Source organism: Pseudoalteromonas sp. Isolate3, assembly GCF_022398505.1.
GTDB classification, from domain to species: Bacteria; Pseudomonadota; Gammaproteobacteria; order Enterobacterales; family Alteromonadaceae; genus Pseudoalteromonas; species Pseudoalteromonas apostichopi.
The window spans coordinates 68,726-93,803 of record NZ_JAKEVN010000002.1; the positions used below are offsets into that span (position 1 = coordinate 68,726).

Below are 25,078 nucleotides of genomic sequence, written 5' to 3' on the forward strand. Positions count from 1 at the left end.
AATGACACCATTAGAAAAGTCAATCGGTAGGTTGAACGCCGCCTTGGAGCGATTAGTTATTGGAAAGCCTAATCTAGTCAAGGCAAAAGGAAAGTTAACTCTCAATAAAATTAATAACGAGGCCGGTTTTGGTAAAAGCTATATACACAACAAACGATTTGCTGATTGGGTCAAAAAAACAGCCAAGCCTGCAATTAAAAAGTTTGAAATTGAGTATGACCCTTTAAAGTTGGAGCTAGAAAGTGGCAAAGAAGAACTTTCGGAAATAGAAAAGTTAAAGTCTAAGTTGAAGAAAGAACGTGAGTTAAAGACGAAATATCGGAATGAGCTTAGTGAGGCAATAGAGAAAGAAAAAATAGCTAAAAAGCTCGTCAATGATTTAATGTTTAGGGTGTATGAGCTGCAAAATGAAAAACAAATAAGTAATGTTGTCTGTATATCTAAAAGCACATCATAACTTAATTACATTCACTCGCTTTTTTTCAGACTATGAACTAAGGTTAAGTCGTTAATTGATACTAAAGAGACTGGAGTACAGACCAAGTTTGGTGGGCTGTCGCTGGCACTTCCGTATCAGTTTTCTGGGCTCTTTAGAAAAGGGTCTAAATATGCCACAATCCAGAAAACACATGCTCAAAGGGCAAAATTGTTTTAAATTACAACCCCTGCATAATGAGCTGTTTATTGATGTCAAAATTAGCAACGACCTTTATGACATGGTTATAAACGAGTTAAACTCTTTGAGTTTTGACTTAACTTTTGCACAATATTTTTCAGATTCTATTTTAAAGTTCAATGACCATTTCTTTACACAACCAATAGAGCAACGCAAGCGCACTTCTGGCTTTTCTCTTTATATAGAACATGAATTAGAAAAGCGCTTATTAATGGCAATTGAACTTACAAGATTAGAAAATTGCGATGATAAATCAAAACTAAAAGCCACAACCATACCTATACCCACGCAAACTTCTTCGGCTCTTTATAGCTTGCTTAATAGATTACCTAGACTAGAAATTCTCGGCATGGATCTTCATTCACGAATCGGAATAATTACTAGGTTAGTTTTAAAAATGCGATTAAGTGGAGCTATCCAAAATCAAGGTATTTTAAATATAGATGGCAAGCGTATAGTAGGTTTAGATGATATTGACGCATTATACAAAAGAACTTTTAAATACTTATGGCCATACAGAGGGAATCAAATATGAAGTTATGAGAATTGTGTATTCCGTGTTTTCTTAACGGTGGTCTGGTTAAGCATTACCAGTTGGTGTAAAACCCATTTACCACGTTTCCAATAGAATGGAACCACTTGGTTGCTTTTGCCTAGGTTCCAAGGTTGGTGTAATAGGAGTACCCAGCTAGAGTCATATCAATGATCTTACGGAGGCTGAAATGACTAACAAAATGAACATCAATTTTATTAAAAAAGCAGCTGATGTACCTTTATCTGAACTTGAACTAAAAAAACGTCCTGATGGCGGTTTTCGTAAACATCCGTCAGACTTTTTTAAACGCAATTGTTTAGTTCGTGTAGGAGATCTAACGAATCAAGAAATTGCAGATCGGTTAGGTATTACATCAACACACCTATCAAACTTCCTGAACGAAAAGGTAAGTGTTGACCCATTTTTTGCCAAGCGATTAGCAAAAGCGACAGGAATTTATATGGGAACATGGTTAGAGCTTCAACGGCAATATGACGTGTACATTTATAAAAATATGGAATGTGACGTACAGCCATTGTATCCGTTTTCACGCTAAGAGTTTAACTCTAGACTTACGAATAGTAGGCCTCATGTTATTTACTTTTTCTTCTCTAGCTAATGAGGAAGCTGGCTTAAATATCTTATAAGGTTTCGTCTTGCCAGTTACTTGTAGATTAAAAGGTACATTGCACCGCCAAGCCAAGCTCCAATCTTTCAAACCTATCTGCTGGTTTTTTATCAACTAATACAGGATATTTACACAAGCGTTTTAGCCTTACTGTACATGCTCTAAATAATTAAGTTCGCGGTCACTGTTTAAGTGACAAAATGCATCAACACGGTCTACGCTTAATTTTGGTCTAAAACTTTGAGGCTACCATGACGAATCATTTCTCACTTTTGACTAAATCACTTTGGTTGGCTGCCCAATACCATGCTCAACAACAGCGTAAATCAGATGGCTCACCCTACATTAACCATTTAATCGAAGTTGTCGATATGCTTGTTAATATTGCTCATGTTCAAGATGAAAATGAGTTATGCGCCGCAGCCTTACATGACAGCCTAGAAGATACAAGAATTACCAAGGGACAAATTGCGAATGAATTTGGCATTTGTGTGCTTGAAATGGTGGAAGCATTAACAGATAACAAAACACTATCATTAACTGAACGCAGGGCTAGCATACTCGAAAAGCTTCCCTGTGAAGCAACCTCTGTTCAGCGTATAAAGCTTGCTGATATCTGCTCAAATGCTTCGGCCATCCCTTGTGGTTGGTCAAATGAGCGACTAACAGAGTACTTTGTTTGGCTTGATCAAGTTGCTAAACTTTGCAAAAACGCAAGCCCCTTTTTGTATGATGAATATCTAAAAAGAAGAGCCATAGCCATCAAATGACACGCTTATTTTCGTTGTATGTTCCAAACTAATTGATCATGGGTTGAAACTTCTAGCATTATCTAAGTGTTTCCTTTTGATTAGCCTCCCCCCTTTAATGTAAAAATCTAAATATTACAAGCATATAACCGCCACCCTGCAATTCGTACGAACTGTACGAATTGAAAAAAATTAAAAAACCACTTGCTAAAAGTCTTTTTTATAGGCTAGTATTACCCCACCAACAAAATCGTACAACCAAAACGAAAGGGGTGTAATATGAAAACTATAGAGGTATTGTGTAATGAATTAACTACTGGTGCAACAAATGCGTTATTTGAAAAAAGTGCGCAAAATACAGAAGATGCACTGCACTTATTAACTGGTAGTTCGCTAAATTCAAATGGTGAAATTATCCAGCAGCAACTAGGCACAATTACGTTAAAAGAAGGAAAAGATGTCCAGCGCTTCTTATTGCAAGAAGGTGATGTAGTTTTGCTGGCGAAAGGTAATTCAATCAGAGCTGGTTACGTTACGGCAAGCATTGCCAAGCTTAATGTAGTCGCCTCTGCCAATTTTATTTTATTAAGACCACGTAATAACGAGTTACTCGGTGAGGTGTTAGTTGCCTTCTTTAATTCACCAGAGGGTCAAAGTCTTTTAGATGCAACAAGCACTGGTGCAACAATCAAAAATATTAGCTTATCTAATATTAAAAAGCTTGAAATTGCGATGCCAGAACTAAGCAAACAACATGAGATCGCAGAACTGTTCCATGCAAGTAACCAAGCATATCAGTCAACAATAAACTTAGCAGAGCAGCAAAAGAGAGTTGCTACCGCTTGTATCAGTCAACTAATGAAAGGAGCAGCATAATGGACGCCTTATCAAAACAATTATGGAGCTTAATGGATGATTGCCGTGGCTCGATGGAAGTAAACCATACATTAGAGCTGATCTCTTATGTCGCATTTATTGCTAAAGAAAACCCAGAGTCTTTTCAGATCATTGCAAATAGTGGTCATGCTAAGCAGCTAGATATGCTTATAGAAGCTGGGGAGGCTCTAAAAGATAAACACCCGAATGAAGTATGTATTGCACCAAATCAATATCGGATAGATGCGAAGATCATTAACTTGGTTGTTTCATTCATAGCAGCAATTGCCGACTTTGCGTCACTTGCAAATGTAATAAGAGAATACCATGTGCAAACATTCGGAAAGTTTACAGGTGAGTTTTCTGCCAACCAAAGTATGGAAAGAATTTTCAGCGCACTAGTTGGTGATTGTAGTAGTAGAACTGTATATGACGGCGCGTGTGGGTTAACAAGAATTGCTTCAAGCCTGAACCCTGCAATGCTTTACCTTGAAGAAAAAAATCATAGCACTTACGTAACCGCTTATAGATTATTAACACTTGAAAATAGGCAGTTCAAGTTGGCTAGTACCGATTCTCTTTTAGAGCCAGCTTTTAATAGAGAGCAGCAATTCGATGTCGTTGTAATGGAACCACCGATGGCGCAAAAATTTAGTGCTGATGAACGTCGTATGTTAGTAGAAGCGCCCTTTATTAGCGTCCCTGTGGGTAAGGCTGTATCAGCTAACTCTGGTGATAGCTTGTGGATTCAACAAGCGCTTAGCAACCTAAATGAAACTGGTAAAGGTTATATTGTTTTACCACAAGGAATTTTGTTTAGAGGCGGCTATGATGGCAAAGTCAGGGAGCATTTACTCGAAAATGAGTTGCTTGAAGCTGTAATAGGTTTACCCGCCTCAGTTCTTAGTGGAACAGGCATCGCCCCTGTGATCTTAGTATTAAATAAAAATAAGCAAGCAGGCTCTCCTGTTGTATTTGTAGATGCCAGCGCAATAGGCACACCAAATAAAAACAGTGTTGTTATATCAGAAAAAGATGCTTTGTTAATCGCTGATCTAGCGGCAGGCAAGCTGACTGATGATGAGCGCTATAAGTCGGTATTTATACCTGAAATCAGGCAGCAAAATAACGAGTTAAGTATTTCGCGCTACATCGAAAAACAAGTAGAAGTTGAAGAGTTAGATATCGCGCAAGAGCTAAAAATACTAAATAGCTATCAAGCTGAATTTGAACAGTCTCAGCAAACATTGACATCTTTACTATCTAAATATCAATAAGATAGAAGTGCTGTTTAGTTTATAGACAAACTCATATTTGATATATTATCCCTCAGGCAGGGAAGTACATAAGGAATTCAAGAAATGACAGATTTTAAAAAGATAGAAGAATTAGAAAAACGATTATGGTCAGCTGCTGACTCACTGCGTGCTAATACAGGTCTAACAGCACAAGAATACTCGCGCCCAATACTTGGCTTAATATTCTTAAAATACGCTGAATATCGCTTTACGCTGGCAAAAAGTAAGATTGAAGCACAAGGCAGCTCTCGCCGTCGCGGTGGTGGCGACATCAAATCAAAGATCCAAGCCGAAGGTGCCATGTATGTGCCTGATGAGGCACTGTATTCAAGCTTATTAGCATTGAAAGGAGACGTTAACCTTGGGTTAAAGGTTAACAATGCAATGAAAGCGCTAGAAGCTGAAAACGAAGCCATTAAGGATGCATTGCCTAAGACTTTTACTCGCTTTGAAAACGACATTTTAAAAAGCTTACTGAAAAACTTTAACGACATCGACTTCAGTCTTGGCTCAGATATTTTTGGTCGTATTTATGAATACTTCCTTAATGAATTTGCTAAAACAGAAGGTCAAGGGGGTGGCGAGTTCTTCACGCCTTCTGCATTAGTTAAGCTGATCACAGAGGTGATTGAACCTTATCACGGCAAAGTGTTTGATCCTGCTTGTGGTAGTGGTGGCATGTTCATTAGTTCTGCTGACTTTGTCATTAAGCACAATAGAGATGCTTCTGATGAGCTGTCTATTTTTGGGCAAGAGAAAACGGGAGATACCGTTCGCTTATCTAAGCTAAACCTTGCAGTTCATGGTTTGCAAGGTGATATACGCGAAGGTAACTCTTACTATGAAGACCCATTTGAGTTAGCCAAAGGTGATACTGTTGATGGTAAACAACACGGTCAGTTTGACTATGTGATGGCTAACCCGCCATTCAACGTTAATGAAATTCAAAAAGACCGCTTAGAAGGTGATAAACATCGTTTCCCATACGGTATGCCACGTAATGACAACGGTAATTACCTTTGGATTCAAATGTTCTATACCGCACTTAGCGCAAAAGGTCGTGCAGGCTTTGTTATGGCGAACTCAGCTAGTGATGCCCGTGGCTCAGAGCAAGAAATCCGACAAAAGCTAATTGAAGACGATGCAGTTGATGTCATGGTGGCAGTATCAAGCAACTTCTTCTACACCGTAACTTTGCCATGTGCGTTATGGTTCTTAGATAAAAACAAACCTGCACATAACAAAGATAAAGTATTGTTTATTGATGCGCGCCATATCTTCCGCCAAGTCACCCGTGCTGTGCGAGATTACACTAGCGAGCAACTTAACTTTATCGCCAATATTGTACGTTTGTACCGTGGTCAGGATATTGATAATACCTACCTTGAAACCCACCCTGATGCTGGTAACGACGGTAAGTTTAAACTAGAAGACTTCTTTACCAACGAAAATGGTGAACTAGCTTATCAAGATATTGCTGGCTTATGTAAGGTGGCATCTAAAGCCGAAATTATTGAACAAGGCTATAGCTTAAATCCTGGTCGCTACGTTGGCGTTGCAGAAGGTGAACACGAACATGATGAAGACTTTGTAGCTAAGTTAGAAGCACTTCAAGAAGAATTAGAAGTTTTGAATGCTGAGGCTCATGAGCTGGAAAAAATGATTTCGGTTAACGTTACTAAGGTTATGGAGAAAGTCTAATGAATACTTCATGGACAGAACTTACTTTAGATGACGTTTGCTCAAAAATTACTGATGGTGCTCATCATAGCCCCAAATCTGTTGAAAATGGCAAACCGATGTCGTCAGTAAAAGATATGACACCATTTGGTCTAAACCTTAAATCTTCGAGAGTAATTAGCGAAGATGACTTCAATAAGCTTGTTAAACAAGGTTGTAAGCCAGAAGTTAACGACGTTCTTATATCGAAAGACGGCAACAGTGCACTGGATACGGTCTGTAGGGTTAGAGAGCCAGTTGACGCAGTTCTTTTGTCATCTGTGGCTATTTTAAGGCCTGATATTAGTGTTATTGAACCAGAGTTTTTGAGGCTCTATTTAGACGCAGAACCTACAAGACAATACTTGAAATCAACCTCAATTTCAGGAGCAGCGATTCCTCGTGTGATTTTGAAAGATTTTAAGCGAGCAAAAATAAAACTGCCGTTATCCTTGGATAAGCAGAGAGTATTATCTAGCTATATATCCAATTACGACAACCTAATCGAAAACAACAACCGCCGTATTGCTATCTTAGAAGATATGGCGCAATCACTTTATCGTGAGTGGTTTGTTAACTTCCGTTATCCAAACCATGAAGATAACCTTGATACTGACGGCAATCCAAAACTCGTCGACTCGCCACTAGGTCAAACTCCTGAGGGCTGGGAAGTGAAATGTCTTAAAGGTATAGGGCATATAAATACAGGCAAAACACCTAGTAAGAAAAAAGAGGAAAACTACAGCTCCAGAGATGTTCCCTTTATAAAAACACCTGACATGCATAGTGGAATGTTTGTTATTAACACTAAAGAAATGTTATCGACCGTGGGAGCCGACTCTCAGAAAACAAAATATATTCCCAGTTGGTCAATTTGTGTTAGTTGTATCGGTACGGCAGGAATTGTGGCATTAAGTTCTCAAAGATCTCAAACCAATCAACAAATAAACACGTTAGTACCAGAGTCTAATAAATATACAGAGTTTATGTATTTTGCACTCAAGGCTTTGAAGAAAACTATAGAAAATCATGGTGCAACGGGGGCAACAATGACAAACCTTAGCAAAAGTAAGTTTGAAGCATTAGAAGTTGTTTTACCTGATGAATCGATTCTAAATGAGTTTCATCAGCTCACTAATCCTATGTTTAAACAAATTCAAGCTCTAGCCCGCAAAAATGAAAACCTAAAGCAACAACGAGACATGTTGTTACCAAAGCTAATCTCAGGACAAATTGAATTATAAGGATGTTATATGAAGCCGATTGAAAAACTAGTTGATTGGGTGAAAGATAAGCCCGTTTTTTGGCGTCACGCTGTAAAGCTTGCACTAACCAAAGGTGAATTAACCGAAGCACAGCACCGCCTTATTTGGGCTATCGCACAAATGGAATATGGGATTATTGATAAAGGTGAGTTATACCCGCTTTATGAAACCCCTGTTACAGCAGCGGGGTTGGTTTCTGAGGTATCAGAGGTAAAGCTCTCTTCGATTACTGATGTCGTTAACGTTGGCTCTTTAGCGCCAAACCAAGATCTAGCTCTAAACTCAAACGGCTTAAACATTGTTTATGGTGATAACGGTACGGGCAAATCAACTTATGCCCGTATTTTAAAACACGCATGTTTAACGAGAGGTGACGTTGCCCCGATACTTGGTAATGTTTTCGAAAACACGGATGAAGAATCTTCAGCTAAACTAACCGTTTGCGACGATAGTGACTCGTTAACGATTGATTGGACTAAAGAAGCTGAAGCCGATGACAAGCTAAAGTCTATTCGAGTATTCGATACTGATACAGCGTCTCACTACGTAAGCAAAAAAGAAGGTGCTCTTGGCTATAAACCATTTACTTTGAAGGTACTAGAAAGCCTATCGAATGCTTTAGATTATGTAAAAAGGCAGATTACCGAAGAGTTAATGGCAGGCAATGGAGTTCAAATACTACCAAAATTTTCTTCTGAAACATTAAGCGGTAAATTCGTTAACGAGTTAAATCATCAATCGACGAATGAGGATGTTGAAAAGCATTGCGCAACAGAAGATGAAATTAACCAGATAGTGCCACTCCAACAACGTATTTTTGAATTAAAATCCCAGTCAGTTACCAGCTTAAAAAAAGGACTAAATACAAAGGTTGCAACCATAAAACCTTTCGCCCAAAAGCTTAGGTCGTTAAGTAATACTTTATCTGACAAGGCTTATGCTGACTTAAATGTACTTAGAAGTGATGCGAGTGAAAAAGCTGAGCTCGCTCAAGAGCTAAAAACTAGAGTACTTGCTAATTTGCCATTCGAAGGCATTGGTGACTCAAAGTGGTTGACGCTATGGAATGCAGCTGAGTCTTTTGTAAAATCACAAACAAATGACATTCAATTCCCGCCAGATGAGACCGACACATGCCCACTTTGTTTGCAAACAGTCGGTACCGATAGTGCGGCCAAATTGGCTTCTTTTAAGGAGTATGTTGCAGACCAAGCTGTTCAAGAAGCAGAGAGTGCAAGCCAAGCACTTCAAATAGAAATTAAAAATATCACTGAGCTGACATTAGAGTTGAATGAGTACTATGCTGTTATTGACGAGCTGACAACCGAAGATAATGGTTTTAAAACTTCGATATCAGAGTTTGTTGAATCACTTACATCGCGCAAGTCTCAGTTTTTAAACCCTAATGCTGAAAGTGCTTTCCCAGACATTGATGAAGCACTTGTTAAATACAGCGAGGAAGTATTAGAAGCATTACTTGGTGAAATCGAAGAGCTAGCAGATAAAGATGACGAATCTCACAGTGCTTTAGTCAAAGAAAAAGAGCAAGAATTAGCCGAGCTTAAGGATCGTAAGTTAGTTGCAGATAATAAAGAAAGTATCATCGCTAATATATCTCGCTATATTCTTGAAAAGAAACTAGAAGCGATTAAAGCACAAACTAAAACAACGCCAGTAACGGTGCTTGCTAATGAATTGAGCAAAGCGACAATAATAGAACCTTTAGTGAAGTGCTTTAAAGGTGAGCTAAACAAATTTGGGTTTGATCGGTTTAATGTCAAAGTAAAAACAAGAGGCTCAGTTAGTCAGCAGCTTTCAAAGTTAGAAATTACCGATGGCAGTAACAACGTAGTTGCTGAAATTGCTAGCGAAGGTGAGCAACGGTGTATCGCTATTGCCTGCTTTATGGCGGAAATTATTTCTGATGGCAGGCGTTCAGCGGTCATCTTTGACGATCCTGTGAACTCGCTTGACCATAGGTGGCGGGAAGATATTGGAAGACGCTTGGTGGAAGAGTCTCTTGAAAGGCAAGTGGTCGTATTCACTCATGATATTGTGTTTTATAAGTATTTGCTTGAATGCGTAGAAAAGGTTGCGGGGGCTTCAGTTACACAAGTACGTTTAGACAGAAACCGTAAGCATACAGGAATTGTTGATTATACCCCTCCTTGGGATGCATTGCCTATAAAAGCAAGAATTGGGCAATTGAATGCGGCCTATCAATCTTTAGAAAAAGTTGAACGAACAGGAACTGAACTTGAGTATTCACAACAATGCTTTGGATTTTACAATTTACTTCGTGAAGCATGGGAAAGGTTGGTCGAAGAGAAGTTATTTAATAATGTTGTTACTAGGTTTGGGCGTTCAATTCAAACACAGCGTATTACTAAGCTGATTGAAGACATAACCCAAGCAGATTACGATATTATTGACCTCGGAATGTCGAACTGTAGTACATTCTTTCAAGGGCATGATACAGCGACAGGGCTGCAACAGCGTCCTAGGACTATTGTTGAGGTTAAAGCTGATTTAGACCTGATTGGCGGTTTACTATCTGATTTGAATAAGAGAAGAAAATGACGTACACGGAAGATGCATTAGTAGAACAACCAGCAATTAACCTTTTCTCGGAGTTAGACTGGGATACGGCAACTTGCTGGGATGAGGTTTTTGGCTCTTTTGACGATGAATCTTTGGCTGATAACCCGTTATTCTTTGGTAGAGAAACCCGTAGTGATGTGGTCTTATTTGCAAGACTAAAAGCGGCACTAACCAAGCTTAACCCAGATATCAGCTTATTGATTATTCAAGAGGCGATGGATGAGATTGCGCGGGATAGAAGTGCAATGACACCAATATCAGCCAACGAAGAAGTTTATGAGTTACTTACTAATGGCTATGTGTACACAACCAATGCAGAAGATGAAGAAGATTGCGTTGTTCAATACATAGATTGGACAAACGCAGGCAATAATGACTTTTTGCTTTGTAGCCAGATGAGCATAACGGGTGAAATTGAAACCCGTCGCCCTGACTTGATGGGCTTTGTTAACGGTTTACCTTTGGTTTTTGTTGAACTAAAAGCAAGTCATAAAAACCTGTTAACGGCTTATAAAAACAATTTATCTGACTACAAAAATACCATTCCACAGCTGTTTACTTATAACCAAATCATCATCCTTTCGAATGGTGTGCAATCTAAGGTTGGCTCTATTTCCAGTCAGTGGGAACACTTCGCCGAATGGAAGAAAATCGAAAGCGAAAAAGAAGAGCGTCGAGTCAGTTTAGAAGTGGTTATACGTGGCGTTTGTGAACAAAACCGCCTACTAGATATTATTGAAAATTACACTCTGTTTGTAAAAGCCAAACATACGGTAAAAATCATTGCAAAATATCACCAGTATTTAGGTGTTAATCAGGCTTTATCGGGTCTTAATAACGTTGAAGAACGTGCTGGACAGCTAGGTGTCTTTTGGCATACCCAAGGTAGCGGTAAGAGTTTTTCAATGGTGTTCTTCTGTAAAAAAGCGTTTCGTAAATATACGGGTAATTGGACGTTTGTATTGATCACTGACAGAACAGATTTAGACGATCAGATTTATAAAACGTTTAACTCTGCGGGTATTGTTACCGAAAATTGCCAAGCAGATTCAGGTGCACAATTGAAGGCATTACTTGGTGAGGATCACCGCTTTGTTTTTACTTTAATTCAAAAGTTTAAGGGTGATGAGAAAGGAAACTTCCCTGTGCTTTCTGAGCGTGATGACATCATTGTTATTACCGATGAAGCACACCGTAGCCAATACGATTCACTTGCAATGAATATGCGTAACGCCATGCCTAATGCATCATTTATGGCTTTTACAGGCACACCGTTATTGGCTGGTGAAGCAAAAACACAGGAAGTATTTGGTGATTACATCAGTATTTATAATTTTGCTGATGCTGTTGATGATGGTGCCACCTTACCTCTGTACTATGAAAACCGTGTGCCAGAAGTTTCGATATCGAGTGATACAATTGGTGAAGATATTGCTGATATACTTGATCAAGCAGACCTTACCGAAGAGCAAGAAACTCGTTTAGAAACTGAGTTTTCTAAGGCGTATCACATCATCACTAGAGATGACAGACTTGAAACAATAGCCGCCGACTTGGTAGAGCACTATATAAATCGTGACCCATTCAGTGACGGTATGTTAGGTAAAGCAATGGTGGTTTCTATTGATAAAGCTACCACTATTAAAATGTACGACAAGGTTCAACTTGCTTGGAAAACAAAGCTTAGTAGCTTAAAGTCGCAGTCAAAGTATGCCTCAGGCAGTCGCTTAAATAAGCTGCAATTCCAAATAGAGCATATGGAAAAAGTGGATATGGCGGTTGTGGTGTCAGGCGGTCAAAATGATGACGAAAGGCTTGCCAAAAAAAGGCTGGATTACAAACCGCATAGAGAGCGCTTTTTAAAAGAAAAGATTGATGAGAAATTCAAAGATCCCGAAGATGATTTAAGAATTGTTTTCGTTTGTGCCATGTGGTTAACAGGCTTTGATGCTCCTTCTGTTTCAACACTATATTTGGACAAGCCACTAAAGAGCCACACGTTGATGCAAACTATTGCACGAGCTAACCGTGTGTATGAAGGCAAGTCAGCAGGGCAAATCGTTGATTACATAAATATATTTAGCGCTCTACAACAAGCCTTGGGGTTGTACGGTGGTGGTGTGGCAGAAGGAGGAGCTCCTTATAAGGTTGATAGCCCAGCTAAAGACAAATCCGAACTCGTAGCGGCATTAGGCGTTGCCATTAATGAGTTAATCGTATTTTTAAATGGTGTTAATATCGACCTAAATGAAATAGTGGCAGCGCCTTCCGATGGTTTTGCAAAGCTTACATTATTGGACAACGCTAGTGAAATACTGCTTGAGCCAAGAAATAAAGAAGAATTCACGGCTTTCATCAGACAAGTAAACCGAATTTTTAAAGCTATCATGCCAGATGATAGCGCTAATCAATATGTACCATATCGCATAGCCATTAATATTATTTATTCACAAATGCGCTTAAAGTCTGGTTTAACAGTTGATGATGAAGATGTACTAGATGTTGTTCGCAACCAAGTAAATGAGCTTTTAGACGAGTCGATATCTACCATCAAAATTCAGAGCAACCTGCCTGAACCTGTCAATATCGCTAACATCGACTTTGATGCTCTAGCCACCATGGTTGCATCGATTGAAAAGCCAAAGCAATCTGATGCCGAAAAGCTAAAGAATTTAATTGAACGTAAGTTGCAGCCTATGGTGTTAAAAAACAAAGCAAGGCAAGACTTACAGCAGAAGTTCCTCGATCTGATTGAGGAATACAATTTAGGGGCATACACAGCAGAAGAATTCTTTAATCGGCTTAAAGTGTTTATTGATGAGCTGGAACATGAAGATACTCGAACGGTCAGAGAAGGCTTATCAGAAGAAGAGTTGGCTGTATTTGATTTAATGGTTCAAGAAGCCCCATTAAATGAAAAAGAGCGGAATGAAGTGAAAACCATTGCAAAAGAGCTTGTTGAAAAGATACAGGATATACTGGTCATCGACTGGCGAAAGAGACAGCGCACTAAGGCAAGAGTTAAAAATATGATTGAGGAGGTGTTAGATAACTTACCTGAATCATACGATGACGATTTATGGCCGAAAACTTGTAGTGAAGTATATATGCATATCTTTGAGAAGTACTCTGGCAAAGGGCAAAGTGTTTATGCGCATTAGGTGCAGAGGCGTTACCGTTGCATGACTTGAAAGATAATACCTTTCTGCTTAGCTTTGTGGCGATATCACTCACCACATAAGCCAATCATGCAAAGTTTAATATGTATAAACAGGAATATATGAACATAGATGCGGCAGCAAGAAATATTCATACTATTGGCTTGACACAACCTAAATATTCATAACTTTTGATTGCAAAAAATGATGAAATAACTAAATAGCTTGTAATGCTTACTCTACCTACATATTCATAACTTTTTAATGAATTAAAGTGTAACGGTGGTAGGCATGCCTGCCCACATAAAAAGCAGCACATTAGGTGCAGAACTCACTATTCCAATTAACCAAGGCCGTTTAATGCTAGGCACTTGGCAAGGTATCTATTTAGGTGAACACCGAGACCATGGTGGTACTAGACGCATTGTCGCCACGATTCAAGGTCAGATCTAAAACTAGCTGTAAGCTGCAAGCATGTCTTAACTTCAAATTTTTTTAAAAAGTGTTTGGGGATTTATTAGAGATTGGAGCGGCACACGAGGCTCGAACTCGTGACCTCAACCTTGGCAAGGTTGCGCTCTACCAACTGAGCTAGTGCCGCTTTTAAGTAGTCAGTGATTTGTCCGTTGTCGCACAACCTGAAAGTTGCGGTGAAACGTTCTGGCAACTGAGCTAGTGCCGCACAATGAGCTATAAGCTACAAGTTTCTAGTTTCAAGCTAATGCTTTCAACTTTCCCCTTGAAACTTATATCAATTTCTTTTGGTGAGAAATTGGAGCGGCACACGAGGCTCGAACTCGTGACCTCAACCTTGGCAAGGTTGCGCTCTACCAACTGAGCTAGTGCCGCACAATAAGTTACTAGTTATAAGACTCAAGTTAAAAGTTGGAATAGCTTGGTGCTTTCAACTTTCCCCTCGAAACTTAAGCCAATTTCTTTTGGTGAGAAATTGGAGCGGCACACGAGGCTCGAACTCGTGACCTCAACCTTGGCAAGGTTGCGCTCTACCAACTGAGCTAGTGCCGCACAATAAGTTACTAGTTTTAAGTTACAAGCTTCAAGTTAGTTACTTTCCCCTCGAAACTTAAGCCAATTTCTTTTGGTGAGAAATTGGAGCGGCACACGAGGCTCGAACTCGTGACCTCAACCTTGGCAAGGTTGCGCTCTACCAACTGAGCTAGTGCCGCTTTTAAGTAGTCAGTAATTTGTCCGTTGTCGCACAACCTGAAGGTTGCGGTGAAACGTTCTGGCAACTGAGCTAGTGCCGCATTCAATTACTTAAAGACATACCAACCCCGCGGGGGTTAACGTCTTAAGCGGGGCAGGATTCTACAATAATCCGATGTGTTTGCAAATGTTTTTTACAAATTAAAGAATTTTTCTTGGTAAATCTTTAATTCCATGATCGAATCTTTGATATCGTCGAGGGCTAGATGTGAACCTTTTTTGTTCACTTGCGCTAGTACGTCAGGTTTCCAACGACGTGCAAGCTCTTTAACGGTACTCACATCAAGGTTACGGTAGTGAAAGTAGTCTTCCAATTCAGGCATGTACTTATTCATAAAGCGGCGGTCTTGGCCGATAGAATTACCACACATAGGCGAAGCACCCGCAGGTACCCATTGCTTTAAAAATGCCAATGTTTGATCAATAGCATCTTGTTCAGTGAATGTGCTGGCTTTACAGCGAGCTGTTAAACCTGATTGTCCGTGCTGAGTCGTACACCACTCGTCCATGCCATTAAGCAGTTCATCACTTTGATGAATAGCAATAACAGGGCCTTCAGCCAAGATGTTTAAATCACTGTCGGTGACAACAGTGGCAATTTCGAGTATTTTATCTGTTGCTGGTTCGAGGCCAGTCATTTCCAGGTCGAGCCAGATAAGATTTGATTTATGAAAAGACATAGTTACCTTAGCGGTGCTTTCCTTTAGATCCAACGCATTTAGATATATCATATTAGTATCATCAGTCGACCTAAAGCTTTTTTTTCAAAAAGCCCGACATTTAATCAAGTTATGGGCCAAAAGTGGCAAAACAAAAGAAATTAAGTAAAGGCCAATCACGTCGAATTAAGGCCAATCACCAAAAACGCCTCTCTAATGCAGATAAAAAGCAACAGAAAGGGGCTGCAGTGCAATGGCAAAATGATAATTTAGGCCCTGCCGAAAATGCAGTTGTAATAAGTAGATTTGGTCAACATGCCGACATCGAAATCGAGTCAGGTGAAGTATTACGTTGTAATATACGGCGAACAGTATCAAGCCTTGTCTGTGGTGACGAGGTTATTTTTCGCCGTGCAAAAGTCAGCGAAGGCGACTTAGCTGGCGTTATTGAAGCAACTCATGAGCGCCGCTCACAACTGACACGCCCCGACTTTTATGACGGTGTCAAAGTAGTCGCTGCAAATATCGACCAAATTTTAATGGTCTCAGCTGTGCTTCCTGAGTTTACGCCAAACATTATTGACCGTTATTTAGTTGCCTGTGAAGACATGGGTATTGAGCCTATTTTGGTACTTAACAAAATAGATTTAATAGACGATGAAGGCCTTGCTTTTATTGATGAAATTCTCGATATCTATCGCGACCTTGGTTACCAAGTACTGTTAGTCAGTAATAAAACAGGTCATGGCATAGATGAGCTAAAACAAAAGCTGGTAGATAAAAACAGTATTTTTGTTGGTCAAAGCGGTGTGGGTAAATCAACCTTAGTCAATACAGTGCTACCCGACGCTGAAATTTTAACTCAAGAAGTCTCTGAAAACAGCGGCCTTGGCCAGCATACAACCACCGTATCGCGATTACACCATTTACCAAGTGGCGGTAACCTTATCGACTCACCAGGAATTCGTGAGTTTGGCTTATGGCATTTAGATGTTGAGCGCGTTACTTGGTGCTTTAAAGAGTTCCGTGATTTTATTGGTGGCTGTCGTTTTCGTGATTGTAAGCACTTAAACGATCCTGGCTGTATAATTCGCCAAGCTGTTGATGATGGTGAAATTTCAGAACTTCGTTTTGACAGTTACCACCGAATTTTAGAAACTATGGCCGACGGCCGTGCTGGTGCACGCGCTCCTCGCGTATAACTATTTAGGAAATAACAAGTGAGTTTAGATAAATTCAAAATTGCTATGCAATATGCCATGCCAAAACATTTCATTTCGCGCATGGTTGGCAAGTTAGCAGCAGCAAAAGCGGGTGGCTTAACAACGGCCTTGATTAAATTGTTTATCAAACAATACAAAATTGATATGAGTGAGGCTAAATACCCAGATCCAGCTCATTACAAAACTTTTAATGAGTTTTTCACTCGCCCATTAAAAGAAGGTATTCGTCCACTTGCTGAGGAAAGCGACATTATTGCTCACCCAGTTGATGGTGCAATAAGCCAATTAGGCGATGTAGTAGACGGTCAAATCATTCAAGCCAAAGGTCATGACTACAGCTTACAAGCGTTACTTGGCGGCAATGAAGAAGACACTGCGCCGTTTTTAGGCGGTAAGTTTGCGACTATTTACTTAGCACCTAAAGATTACCACCGTATTCACATGCCTGTTGATGGTACGCTGAGCAAAATGATCTACGTACCGGGTGATTTATTTTCGGTTAACCCGTTAACAGCACAAAATGTTCCTAACCTATTTGCTCGTAACGAGCGTGTCGTGGCTATATTCGAGACCGAAATTGGCCCGCTAGCTATGGTACTTGTTGGTGCGACAATTGTTGCTAGCATTGAGACTATCTGGGCAGGCACAGTAACGCCACCAGCGGGTAAAGATGTATTTAGTTGGAATTACCCAACTGAAGGTGACAATGCAATTACCCTTAAGAAGGGTGAAGAAATGGGCCGCTTTAAATTAGGCTCTACTGTTATATTAGCTTGGGGTGCAAATCAAGCTGAGTTCTTATCAGATCAACACCCTGAAACAGTGACGCGCATGGGCACACCATTTGCGAAAATTAACGACTAATATACCCAAGCAAACCACCTTAGCTAAAAGGTGGTTTGCTAACAACGTGTCCACACACTGTTATTACATTCTGAGCATTCGCTATCTTTTTGTATACTGAAGCGCTGCTGTTGTAGTGTTAGCCCATCGAATTGAATAAACTCACTGCCCGCTTTATGGCCAAGCAATATATTGATAGCCAATAAACTTTGCATGCTCCCCATAACCCCGAGTAACGGGCTCAATACCCCAGCATTATCACAATTAAGTGCAGTTTGCTCATCCGTTTGCGGGAATACACAACCATAGCAAGGGCTATTTTCATCACGAAAATCAAAGCTCATCACCTGCCCTTGTGTTGCGATAGCTGCAGCTGAAACAAGTGGAATAGACCTAGCTAAACAATAGCGATTAACCAAATAGCGGGTAGTAAAGTTATCACTGCAATCTAGGATGATGTCAGCACCCTTAAGAAGCTCGGAACAGTTAGTTTCATCAAGTTTTTGGCATAATGGATTAACCTTTATTTGATTATTTAAACTGCTTATCACCTTAGCAGCCGCCTGCGCTTTTGCCTGCCCCATGTGGTTTACTTTATACAGTATTTGTCGCTGTAGGTTTGAAAGCTCAACCTTATCATCGTCTATCAAAGTGAGCGTTCCGATACCTGCAGCCGCTAAATAAAACAATGCCGGTGAGCCTAGCCCACCAGCGCCGACGACCACAATATGTGTAGACTTTAACTTTTTCTGACCCGCAAGCCCCACCTCTTTTATTAGTAAATGGCGACTATAACGAATTTGCTCTTTGTCGCTTAACGCGCTCATATTAAGGCTGACCTTCGACCACGTGTTTTAACTTGGCAATGGCTGCTTGGTAGTCTTCGGCTTCAGTAATCGCACGTACTACGGCAACACTACCAACGCCCGTGCTCGCCACTTGCTCTGCACGTGATAAATCAATCCCACCAATTGCGACTGTTGGGTAATCAGCCATTAAAGGTACAAATTTTTCGAGCTTTTCTAAGCCTTGAATTTGCCCTGTCATGTCTTTGGTGGTGGTTGGGTAAATAGCGCCAAACGCCATATAACTTGGTCTGTAATTATGCGCGCGTAGCATCTCATAAAAACCATGGGTCGAAACACCTAAACGTAACCCAGCCTCTTTTATGGCAATTAAATTAGCGGTTTGTAAATCTTCTTGCCCTAAATGCACACCATAAGCACCATGTTTAATCGCCAATTGCCAATAATCATTGATATACACCTGCGCACCGTATTTCTGCCCTAACATAACTGCACTTGCAATCGCATCTTCGAGTGCAGCATCGTCTGCATTTTTCATTCTTAATTGAACAGTTTTAATCCCTTCGGCTAAACACTTCTCCAACCAATCAACGGTATCTACAACGGCATATAAACCAAGCTGTTTCGAGTCACATTCTGCAAAGCCTGCTGCCATGGTAAAATTAACCGGGCAATCAAAGTCGAGCTCATCACCTAACCAACTCCCCGCTTCGATTACTTGTGGGTAATCCGCCAGCGTTGTTGGAAAGCGAGTATGTGCAACAGGACCAATACCTTCACCATAGCGAACAGCCGCTTTTAAACCTTGGTTTATATAGGCTTTTGCTAAAATGAAGGCATCTTTAAGTGGGTACTGTTTTGCTAAGCAAGCAGCAACTACCGACGCCATACTACATCCAGTGCCATGACTATGCGGAGTTTGAATTTTTTCGTTGCCAAGCCAATATGCTTGTTCGCCTTGCACGCAGTAATCAATGCAATAGCCACTTGGGTAATCCCAATGACCACCTTTAATGATCACCGCTTTTGCACCATAGCTTGTTAACTTTTCAGCGGCTTCTTTCACTGCGCTTGGGCCAATCAAATAAACACCGGTTAATAACTGCGTTTCGTGCGTGTTCGGTGTTACTACATCGACTAATGGCAATAAACACTCTTTGATGGCACTAACAGTATCTTCTTCTGTTAATAAATCACCACTTGAAGCAATAGCAACCGGGTCATAAACAACCAAAGGCGGCACTGCCCAAGTTGCTTTGTAATGTTTTAAATGTTCACTAATAAGCTGTATCTGCTGCACATTTGCAAGCATGCCAATCTTAATAACGCTGGCAGGCATATCACTGGCTAACGCGAGTAATTGTGATTCAATAACCGCTGTTGAAATCGGGTTTAGTGCTTCTACACCTAAACTGTTTTGTGCCGTTAAAGCAGTAATAACCGTACAGCCATGTACATTAAAACTTTGCATTGCCTTGATATCGGCCTGAATGCCTGCGCCGCCGCCCGAATCTGAGCCTGCTATGGTCCATACAACCTGATTCATGTTAGTCCTCACATTTTATTCTTGATGCCAAAACGGCATACCGAGAGTTGGCGTTGACGGGCTTGCTACGTCTTTTTCAGGCATCGCTTTAGCCAAATAGCTACATCGCCCCGCCTCAACAGCATTCCTAAACGCTTTACTCATAGTTACAGGGCAACCAGCACCTGCAATTGCCGAATTTAATAATACGGCATCATACCCTAATTCAAGCGCTTGGCAGGCATGAGATGGTAAACCTAAACCCGCATCAACTATTAAAGTATGGTTAGGTAAACGTTCACGGATCATTTTTAAGTTGTAAGGATTCAGCAAACCCTTACCTGTTCCAATCGGTGCGCCCCAAGGCATTAATACTTCACAACCTAAATCAGCTAGGCGCTGACACAGCACTAAATCATCGGTGCAATAAGGTAAAACTTTAAAGCCATCAGCCAATAAAATTTTAGTGGCTTCGAGCAGTGCAATTGGATCAGGCTGTAAATTATATTCATCACCTATTAGTTCTAATTTGATCCAATCAGTAGCAAACACTTCGCGGCACATTTGCGCCAACGTCACCGCTTCTTTCACACTGTGGCAACCCGCAGTATTTGGCAGCACCTTTAAGCCAGTGTTTTTTATCAATTGCCAGAAATCATCACCCGCTGCAACGCTTTGCTGACGACGCAATGAAACGGTGACAATGTCAGCCTGTGAGGCCACTATCGAATCCTGCATAACACTTGGCGAAGGATAGAGTGCAGAGCCAATCAGTAAACGACTGCTAAATTGCTCACCATAAACCGAAAAACTATCCATCTTAACCTCCTTGAATCGGCGACAATAACTCAATGCTGTCGCCATCGTTGAGGATTTTAGCATCGCACTGACTGCGAGGTACAAAGTCACCATTAACAGCAACCGCAAATGGGGGTCTAGCGCCAAATTGATTCAAGGCCTGAGTGAGAGATGTATCGTCGCTCACTGTAACTGACTGACCATTAATTAAAATATTCATTTTTATCCTTAAGCAATTAAGCTAACAGCTTCATCAACCACCAGAGGCGCAAGTAAATAACCGTGCCGGTATAAGCCATTAATACTGATAACTCGATCTTGTATACTGACTTTAGGGCGGTTGTCTGCAAACGCAGGACGAAGCCCCGATTGCAAGCTCTCGATACGCCCTTCAGCAAAACCGCTATGCACCGTATAAGCAGCAGACAATAACTCTAGTGCAGAGCGCACTGTGACTTTGCCTGTGTCTTGCGATTCAATCTCCGTAGCACCAATCACAAATTGGTGGTTTGGTTTTGGTGCAATGTAAATTGGGTAGCGCGGATGCATCAGTCGTATAGGTCGAGTAAGATTCACCTCTGGTGCATATAAACGCGCCACCTCACCTCGTACTCCGCGAAGTAAAGGCTCATTCTGTTTAGCACCTAAGCCTCGGCAATCAAATACATAATTAAAGCTTTGACCATTCACTTGATGACCATTCAGCTCAACTTTGCAAGCAAATTTAAATTGAACTCCTTGCGATGTAAGCTTTTTGAAACTGGCGCTATAAAATGCCTGATTATCTAGCTGCCCTTCACAGGGTAAATACACCCCCTGATGGAAACGCCCCGCAAGCTCAGGCTCAAGTTCGGCTATTTGAATACTCGACAAAGATTTCGCTTGATTACTACCAAGGGGCTTTAAACGGCTCACAAAACTTTGTAAATCGCCCTTATCTTGCTGGTGAGCAACCACTAAGCTGCCTGCTTGTTGAAAATATACAGGTTCATCAAGTTCGCTTAAGATTTGCTGCCAACGTGAAATACTATTAAGCCCTTGTAATGCTAGATCCTGTTCGCACAGTACTGATTCAGCGAGTGGTGCCAACATCGCTGCGGCAACACTGCCAGCACTATTGCTAGCATGTTGATCATCCTGCTCAAACACACTTAGCTGATGCTCTTTGGCAAGTGCTAGTGCAGTCAAACGACCCGTTAAGCCAAAACCAAGTATCGCTATCTTTAAAGACATAAACTTTCTAGGTGCTAGGCTCTAGGTAAAAACCCAGAACCTATCGCTATGCCTAGCTCCATCAATTAAACTGCTTTGTGGTAAATCTCAGAGCCTGTTTTTTTGAACTCGTCTGACTTTGCTTTCATTTCGGCTTCAACATCGACCATTTTGATTTCGATAGCATCGCCCACGTTATTGGGATCAATGCCTCTAGCCTCAAGATCTTTTGCATAATCACGTACTTCTTGAGTAATCTTCATCGAGCAAAATTTAGGGCCACACATAGAGCAAAAATGTGCAATTTTTCCTGATTCTTGTGGCAGTGTTTCGTCGTGATACTCACGAGCGCGTTCAGGGTCTAAACCTAGATTAAATTGGTCGTGCCAACGGAACTCAAAGCGTGCTTTTGATAATGCGTTATCGCGTTCTTGCGCCCCAGGGTGGCCTTTTGCTAAATCAGCGGCATGGGCGGCAATTTTATAAGTAATAAGGCCTTCTTTAACGTCTTCTTTATTTGGTAAACCTAAATGCTCTTTAGGTGTTACATAACAAAGCATGGCACAGCCATACCAGGCAATTTGCGCGGCCCCAATACCCGATGTGAAATGATCGTACCCCGGTGCAATATCCGTTGTCAGTGGGCCGAGGGTGTAAAACGGTGCTTCTTCACAGTGTTTTAGCTGCTCTTCCATGTTCTCTTTGATCATATGCATCGGCACATGGCCTGGGCCTTCAATGAATACTTGTACGTCATGTTTCCAAGCAAGTTTTGTCAGCTCACCTAAAGTACGTAACTCACTGAACTGGGCTTCATCATTGGCATCTGCAATAGAACCTGGACGCAAGCCATCACCCAGTGAAAAACACACATCGTACTGTTTTAAAATTTCACAGATCTCTTCAAAGTGAGTGTATAAAAAGTTTTCTTTATGGTGTGCTAAACACCATTTGGCCATGATTGAACCGCCGCGCGACACAATACCGGTAACACGTTTTGCCGTCATAGGTACATAACGAAGTAATACTCCAGCGTGAATGGTAAAGTAATCAACACCTTGTTCAGCTTGTTCAATCAAGGTATCGCGGAAAATCTCCCACGTAAGGTCTTCGGCAACACCGTTTACTTTTTCAAGCGCTTGATAAATAGGTACAGTACCAATTGGTACTGGTGAATTACGTACCACCCATTCACGGGTTTCATGAATATAGCGGCCTGTTGATAAATCCATTACCGTATCGGCGCCCCAACGCGTTGACCACACCATCTTCTCAACTTCTTCTTCGATTGATGAGGTGACTGATGAGTTACCAATATTCGCGTTCACTTTAACTAAAAAGTTTCGGCCAATGATCATTGGCTCGGTTTCCGGGTGGTTGATATTATTCGGTAACACCGCACGACCACGTGCAATTTCATCACGCACAAATTCAGGGGTAATGAAATCAGGAATGCTGGCCCCAAACGATTCGCCTTTATGCTGCGCTGCAAGTAACTCTTCACGAATTTTAGCGCGTCCCATGTTTTCGCGAATTGCCACATACTCCATTTCTGGAGTCACAATGCCTTGTCGCGCATAATGCATTTGCGTCACATTTTTACCCGCTTTAGCACGGCGGATTTTTGGCAAGTGCTCAAAGCGAATATGATCTAAGCCTTCATCCGCCATACGTTGCTGAGAAAATTGCGAAGTGACTGAGTCTAAGACTTCAGTGTCGCCGCGACTCTCAATCCACTTTTCTCGATATTTCTCAAGTCCCTTGCGCACATCAAGCTTAAAATCAGGGTCAGTGTAAGGGCCTGATGTATCGTAAACGCGAATTGGGGCATTAGGTTCAAACACTGGGTTCTCTTCAGTGCCACCGATAAAGGTATCGCTAAGGGTGATTTCGCGCATCCCTACTCGCACATTATCTTGTGTGCCTTCCACATACACTTTATGAGAATTAGGAAAGGGTTGCCCAGTTAAGTTATAAATATAATCAGATGCTGCCGCACGCACTTCGCGGCGAGATGGTTTAGTTGTTGTATTTGACATGACTTACCTCATTACTTTAAGGGTTGTCTTGTCAGATATTGCAAAAGCAATAGAGAGTGGCTAACGCCATTGGATCGTTGTTAATAAGCTAATGCTTACTAGTGCAGCCTGCGCCGCTTATGCCCCAGAAATTTGGCGCACAAGCGCCCATTGAGGCAGCTTGTTCCCTACGCAGGTGTTAGCCTGATCAGGTTCACGGATCCCGCTTTCGCGATCTCAGCCTTGTTAAAGGCACTCCGACAAGTATAAATTCGTTTCTTATAAAACGCCCTGAGTGTACGTCAGTTAAAAAATTGCTGCAAGCTCAGCAACTTTAGTTTTTTGCAATGAAGGTAAAGTGATGCTCGCCTTGCAAGGTTAGTTGCTCACCATTTAAATTAATGGCTGCACCTTCCTTCAACGTTGAAAGTAATTGCTGCTCAAGATCATCAATTTGCTCGCCACACGATTTACGTGTCATACCTAACTTATTGACTGTTAGCATATCTTCGTTTAGCGCACCCTCACCAAAAAATTTATTACAACCAGCGAAGCCATTAACCTGCATCGCTTCAATAAACCGTATAGAGGCAGTTTGGGATACAGGAATTGCTAAACCATTCACTTTTGATAATTGCCACTGTGTATATTTTAATTGCTCACTCGATACAGTACCGGTCGATGAGCAACCCATGCAAAATAGTACGAAAAGAAGAGGCAAGGCTACTAACTTCATATTTTTTTACGACTCAAATTTCAATGTAGTAATAATAACAACATTTAACGCAATTGATCGTTAAAAAAACATGTTTTATCTGTAAAAAATTGTTCTAAGTTAGCTTTTCGAAGAACAACGCAGACTATTTGAATAAGTTATCGACTTCTTCTGGTAAAAAAGGACGACCTTTTTCGTTAACTGATGTGCCAATGACCAAAGCTTGAAGCATTACTTTATCGTCATGTTTACGGTATACCGTTTGTCTAAACGCAAACTTTAAGCGGCTAATTCGCTCAGGCTCAACAGCAACATAAAATTCATCACCAGGCACAAGTGATGCCTTGTAATCCATTTCGCTGCGAAGCACCACAAGGTTTACTTTTTCTCTTGCTAGCTTTGCAAAGTCGACACCTTGGGCATGTAAAAACTCATGACGAGCATGCTCTAAGTAATTAAAATAAACACTGTTATTTACAATTCCTTGTAAATCACACTCATAATCACGCACTTTAAAGTCTACTCTAAAGGTCATAGTCGTATTCCT

The 25,078-nt window shown here is 40.9% G+C and carries 21 protein-coding genes, 4 tRNA genes, 1 pseudogene and 1 riboswitch; of the genes and pseudogenes, 13 read left to right on the forward strand and 13 right to left on the reverse strand.

The genetic code is table 11. The features are described 5' to 3' along the window. Nucleotide 1 precedes the first annotated feature (1 nt). From L1D46_RS01145 to L1D46_RS01195, 11 genes and pseudogenes are all read left to right on the forward strand, one after another. Entirely contained in the window at nucleotides 2-457 is a 456-nt protein-coding gene (locus L1D46_RS01145; protein WP_239976576.1) for a hypothetical protein, read from the forward strand. Between the two features lie 151 nt (nucleotides 458-608). After that, nucleotides 609-1,211: a hypothetical protein gene (locus L1D46_RS01150; RefSeq protein ID WP_239976577.1), complete on the forward strand. Its 603-nt coding sequence runs from the start codon at nucleotides 609-611 to the stop codon at nucleotides 1,209-1,211. 187 nt (nucleotides 1,212-1,398) lie between these two features. Continuing rightward, on the forward strand, nucleotides 1,399-1,767 hold the full coding sequence (locus tag L1D46_RS01155) for a helix-turn-helix domain-containing protein (protein WP_239976578.1): 369 nt from the start codon (nucleotides 1,399-1,401) through the stop codon (nucleotides 1,765-1,767). A 323-nt stretch (nucleotides 1,768-2,090) separates the two neighbouring features. Continuing rightward, nucleotides 2,091-2,609, forward strand: a complete 519-nt coding sequence (locus L1D46_RS01160) for an HD domain-containing protein (protein ID WP_239976579.1) — start codon at nucleotides 2,091-2,093, stop codon at nucleotides 2,607-2,609. Between the two features lie 258 nt (nucleotides 2,610-2,867). Next, the gene (locus L1D46_RS01165) at nucleotides 2,868-3,464 is read left to right on the forward strand and encodes a restriction endonuclease subunit S (RefSeq protein ID WP_239976580.1); all 597 of its coding nucleotides are present in this window, start codon (nucleotides 2,868-2,870) and stop codon (nucleotides 3,462-3,464) included. Continuing rightward, entirely contained in the window at nucleotides 3,464-4,741 is a 1,278-nt protein-coding gene (locus tag L1D46_RS01170) for an N-6 DNA methylase (RefSeq protein WP_239976581.1), read from the forward strand. Before L1D46_RS01165 ends, L1D46_RS01170 begins: the two co-directional genes overlap by 1 nt. An 84-nt stretch (nucleotides 4,742-4,825) precedes the next feature. After that, on the forward strand, nucleotides 4,826-6,463 hold the full coding sequence (locus L1D46_RS01175; RefSeq protein ID WP_239976583.1) for a class I SAM-dependent DNA methyltransferase: 1,638 nt from the start codon (nucleotides 4,826-4,828) through the stop codon (nucleotides 6,461-6,463). After that, nucleotides 6,463-7,725 (forward strand): restriction endonuclease subunit S, encoded by a 1,263-nt coding sequence (locus tag L1D46_RS01180; RefSeq protein WP_239976584.1) that lies wholly within the window; start codon nucleotides 6,463-6,465, stop codon nucleotides 7,723-7,725. Before L1D46_RS01175 ends, L1D46_RS01180 begins: the two co-directional genes overlap by 1 nt. 9 nt (nucleotides 7,726-7,734) lie before the next feature. Then, on the forward strand, nucleotides 7,735-10,326 hold the full coding sequence (locus L1D46_RS01185) for an AAA family ATPase (RefSeq protein WP_239976585.1): 2,592 nt from the start codon (nucleotides 7,735-7,737) through the stop codon (nucleotides 10,324-10,326). Then, complete coding sequence (locus L1D46_RS01190) at nucleotides 10,323-13,508, forward strand: type I restriction endonuclease subunit R (RefSeq protein ID WP_239976586.1); 3,186 nt, start codon at nucleotides 10,323-10,325, stop codon at nucleotides 13,506-13,508. The genes L1D46_RS01185 and L1D46_RS01190 overlap by 4 nt, the downstream gene beginning before the upstream one ends. 288 nt (nucleotides 13,509-13,796) lie before the next feature. After that, nucleotides 13,797-13,958: pseudogene (locus L1D46_RS01195) on the forward strand (YjbQ family protein); the annotation flags it as partial. Between the two features lie 72 nt (nucleotides 13,959-14,030). On the opposite strand, the gene L1D46_RS01200 reads toward L1D46_RS01195, so the two are convergent. From L1D46_RS01200 to orn, 5 genes are all read right to left on the reverse strand, one after another. After that, nucleotides 14,031-14,106: transfer RNA gene (locus L1D46_RS01200), tRNA-Gly, on the reverse strand. 172 nt (nucleotides 14,107-14,278) lie between these two features. After that, nucleotides 14,279-14,354: transfer RNA gene (locus L1D46_RS01205), tRNA-Gly, on the reverse strand. 101 nt (nucleotides 14,355-14,455) lie between these two features. After that, nucleotides 14,456-14,531, reverse strand: a tRNA-Gly gene (locus L1D46_RS01210). 85 nt (nucleotides 14,532-14,616) lie between these two features. Next, nucleotides 14,617-14,692 (reverse strand) — tRNA-Gly (locus L1D46_RS01215). Between the two features lie 174 nt (nucleotides 14,693-14,866). Continuing rightward, nucleotides 14,867-15,412: an oligoribonuclease gene (gene orn, locus L1D46_RS01220; RefSeq protein WP_178926543.1), complete on the reverse strand. Its 546-nt coding sequence runs from the start codon at nucleotides 15,410-15,412 to the stop codon at nucleotides 14,867-14,869. A 122-nt stretch (nucleotides 15,413-15,534) separates the two neighbouring features. Between orn and rsgA the strand changes: the two genes are divergently transcribed. Next, nucleotides 15,535-16,593 carry a small ribosomal subunit biogenesis GTPase RsgA gene (gene rsgA / locus L1D46_RS01225; RefSeq protein WP_130049850.1) on the forward strand — a complete coding sequence of 353 codons (1,059 nt, stop codon included), beginning with the start codon at nucleotides 15,535-15,537 and terminating at the stop codon, nucleotides 16,591-16,593. Between the two features lie 18 nt (nucleotides 16,594-16,611). Next, nucleotides 16,612-17,478, forward strand: a complete 867-nt coding sequence (asd, locus tag L1D46_RS01230; protein WP_239976587.1) for an archaetidylserine decarboxylase — start codon at nucleotides 16,612-16,614, stop codon at nucleotides 17,476-17,478. A gap of 38 nt (nucleotides 17,479-17,516) precedes the next feature. Here the strand turns inward: asd and L1D46_RS01235 are convergent, their stop codons facing one another. The 8 genes from L1D46_RS01235 to L1D46_RS01270 form a co-directional block, all read right to left on the reverse strand. Then, nucleotides 17,517-18,284 (reverse strand): HesA/MoeB/ThiF family protein, encoded by a 768-nt coding sequence (locus tag L1D46_RS01235; protein WP_130049851.1) that lies wholly within the window; start codon nucleotides 18,282-18,284, stop codon nucleotides 17,517-17,519. 1 nt (nucleotide 18,285) lies between these two features. After that, nucleotides 18,286-19,809, reverse strand: coding sequence for a thiamine phosphate synthase (thiE, locus tag L1D46_RS01240; RefSeq protein ID WP_239976588.1), 1,524 nt, complete (start codon nucleotides 19,807-19,809; stop codon nucleotides 18,286-18,288). Nucleotides 19,810-19,824: 15 nt separating this feature from the next. After that, the gene (locus tag L1D46_RS01245; protein ID WP_130049853.1) at nucleotides 19,825-20,607 is read right to left on the reverse strand and encodes a thiazole synthase; all 783 of its coding nucleotides are present in this window, start codon (nucleotides 20,605-20,607) and stop codon (nucleotides 19,825-19,827) included. Between the two features lies 1 nt (nucleotide 20,608). After that, nucleotides 20,609-20,806, reverse strand: a complete 198-nt coding sequence (gene thiS, locus L1D46_RS01250; RefSeq protein ID WP_239976590.1) for a sulfur carrier protein ThiS — start codon at nucleotides 20,804-20,806, stop codon at nucleotides 20,609-20,611. An 8-nt stretch (nucleotides 20,807-20,814) separates the two neighbouring features. After that, the gene (locus L1D46_RS01255; RefSeq protein ID WP_167659017.1) at nucleotides 20,815-21,819 is read right to left on the reverse strand and encodes an FAD-dependent oxidoreductase; all 1,005 of its coding nucleotides are present in this window, start codon (nucleotides 21,817-21,819) and stop codon (nucleotides 20,815-20,817) included. 65 nt (nucleotides 21,820-21,884) lie between these two features. Then, on the reverse strand, nucleotides 21,885-23,837 hold the full coding sequence (gene thiC / locus L1D46_RS01260) for a phosphomethylpyrimidine synthase ThiC (RefSeq protein WP_130049856.1): 1,953 nt from the start codon (nucleotides 23,835-23,837) through the stop codon (nucleotides 21,885-21,887). Nucleotides 23,838-23,984: 147 nt separating this feature from the next. Then, a riboswitch (TPP riboswitch) is annotated at nucleotides 23,985-24,086 on the reverse strand. A 64-nt stretch (nucleotides 24,087-24,150) separates the two neighbouring features. Further along, on the reverse strand, nucleotides 24,151-24,552 hold the full coding sequence (locus tag L1D46_RS01265) for an META domain-containing protein (protein WP_239976592.1): 402 nt from the start codon (nucleotides 24,550-24,552) through the stop codon (nucleotides 24,151-24,153). A 124-nt stretch (nucleotides 24,553-24,676) separates the two neighbouring features. After that, on the reverse strand, nucleotides 24,677-25,066 hold the full coding sequence (locus L1D46_RS01270; RefSeq protein ID WP_130049858.1) for an acyl-CoA thioesterase: 390 nt from the start codon (nucleotides 25,064-25,066) through the stop codon (nucleotides 24,677-24,679). Nucleotides 25,067-25,078: the final 12 nt, after the last annotated feature.

Bases quoted from the DNA above. Each gene is read 5' to 3' on its own strand.
- thiC (WP_130049856.1), bottom strand. From the start codon at position 23,837: ATGTCAAATACAACAACTAAACCATCTCGCCGCGAAGTGCGTGCGGCA.
- orn (WP_178926543.1), bottom strand. From the start codon at position 15,412: ATGTCTTTTCATAAATCAAATCTTATCTGGCTCGACCTGGAAATGACT.
- L1D46_RS01185 (WP_239976585.1), top strand. From the start codon at position 7,735: ATGAAGCCGATTGAAAAACTAGTTGATTGGGTGAAAGATAAGCCCGTT.
- L1D46_RS01180 (WP_239976584.1), top strand. From the start codon at position 6,463: ATGAATACTTCATGGACAGAACTTACTTTAGATGACGTTTGCTCAAAA.
- thiE (WP_239976588.1), bottom strand. From the start codon at position 19,809: ATGAATCAGGTTGTATGGACCATAGCAGGCTCAGATTCGGGCGGCGGC.
- thiS (WP_239976590.1), bottom strand. From the start codon at position 20,806: ATGAATATTTTAATTAATGGTCAGTCAGTTACAGTGAGCGACGATACA.
- L1D46_RS01170 (WP_239976581.1), top strand. From the start codon at position 3,464: ATGGACGCCTTATCAAAACAATTATGGAGCTTAATGGATGATTGCCGT.
- L1D46_RS01235 (WP_130049851.1), bottom strand. From the start codon at position 18,284: ATGAGCGCGTTAAGCGACAAAGAGCAAATTCGTTATAGTCGCCATTTA.
- L1D46_RS01190 (WP_239976586.1), top strand. From the start codon at position 10,323: ATGACGTACACGGAAGATGCATTAGTAGAACAACCAGCAATTAACCTT.
- L1D46_RS01150 (WP_239976577.1), top strand. From the start codon at position 609: ATGCCACAATCCAGAAAACACATGCTCAAAGGGCAAAATTGTTTTAAA.
- L1D46_RS01255 (WP_167659017.1), bottom strand. From the start codon at position 21,819: ATGTCTTTAAAGATAGCGATACTTGGTTTTGGCTTAACGGGTCGTTTG.
- L1D46_RS01175 (WP_239976583.1), top strand. From the start codon at position 4,826: ATGACAGATTTTAAAAAGATAGAAGAATTAGAAAAACGATTATGGTCA.
- L1D46_RS01145 (WP_239976576.1), top strand. From the start codon at position 2: ATGACACCATTAGAAAAGTCAATCGGTAGGTTGAACGCCGCCTTGGAG.
- L1D46_RS01270 (WP_130049858.1), bottom strand. From the start codon at position 25,066: ATGACCTTTAGAGTAGACTTTAAAGTGCGTGATTATGAGTGTGATTTA.
- L1D46_RS01160 (WP_239976579.1), top strand. From the start codon at position 2,091: ATGACGAATCATTTCTCACTTTTGACTAAATCACTTTGGTTGGCTGCC.
- L1D46_RS01265 (WP_239976592.1), bottom strand. From the start codon at position 24,552: ATGAAGTTAGTAGCCTTGCCTCTTCTTTTCGTACTATTTTGCATGGGT.
- L1D46_RS01155 (WP_239976578.1), top strand. From the start codon at position 1,399: ATGACTAACAAAATGAACATCAATTTTATTAAAAAAGCAGCTGATGTA.
- L1D46_RS01245 (WP_130049853.1), bottom strand. From the start codon at position 20,607: ATGGATAGTTTTTCGGTTTATGGTGAGCAATTTAGCAGTCGTTTACTG.
- L1D46_RS01165 (WP_239976580.1), top strand. From the start codon at position 2,868: ATGAAAACTATAGAGGTATTGTGTAATGAATTAACTACTGGTGCAACA.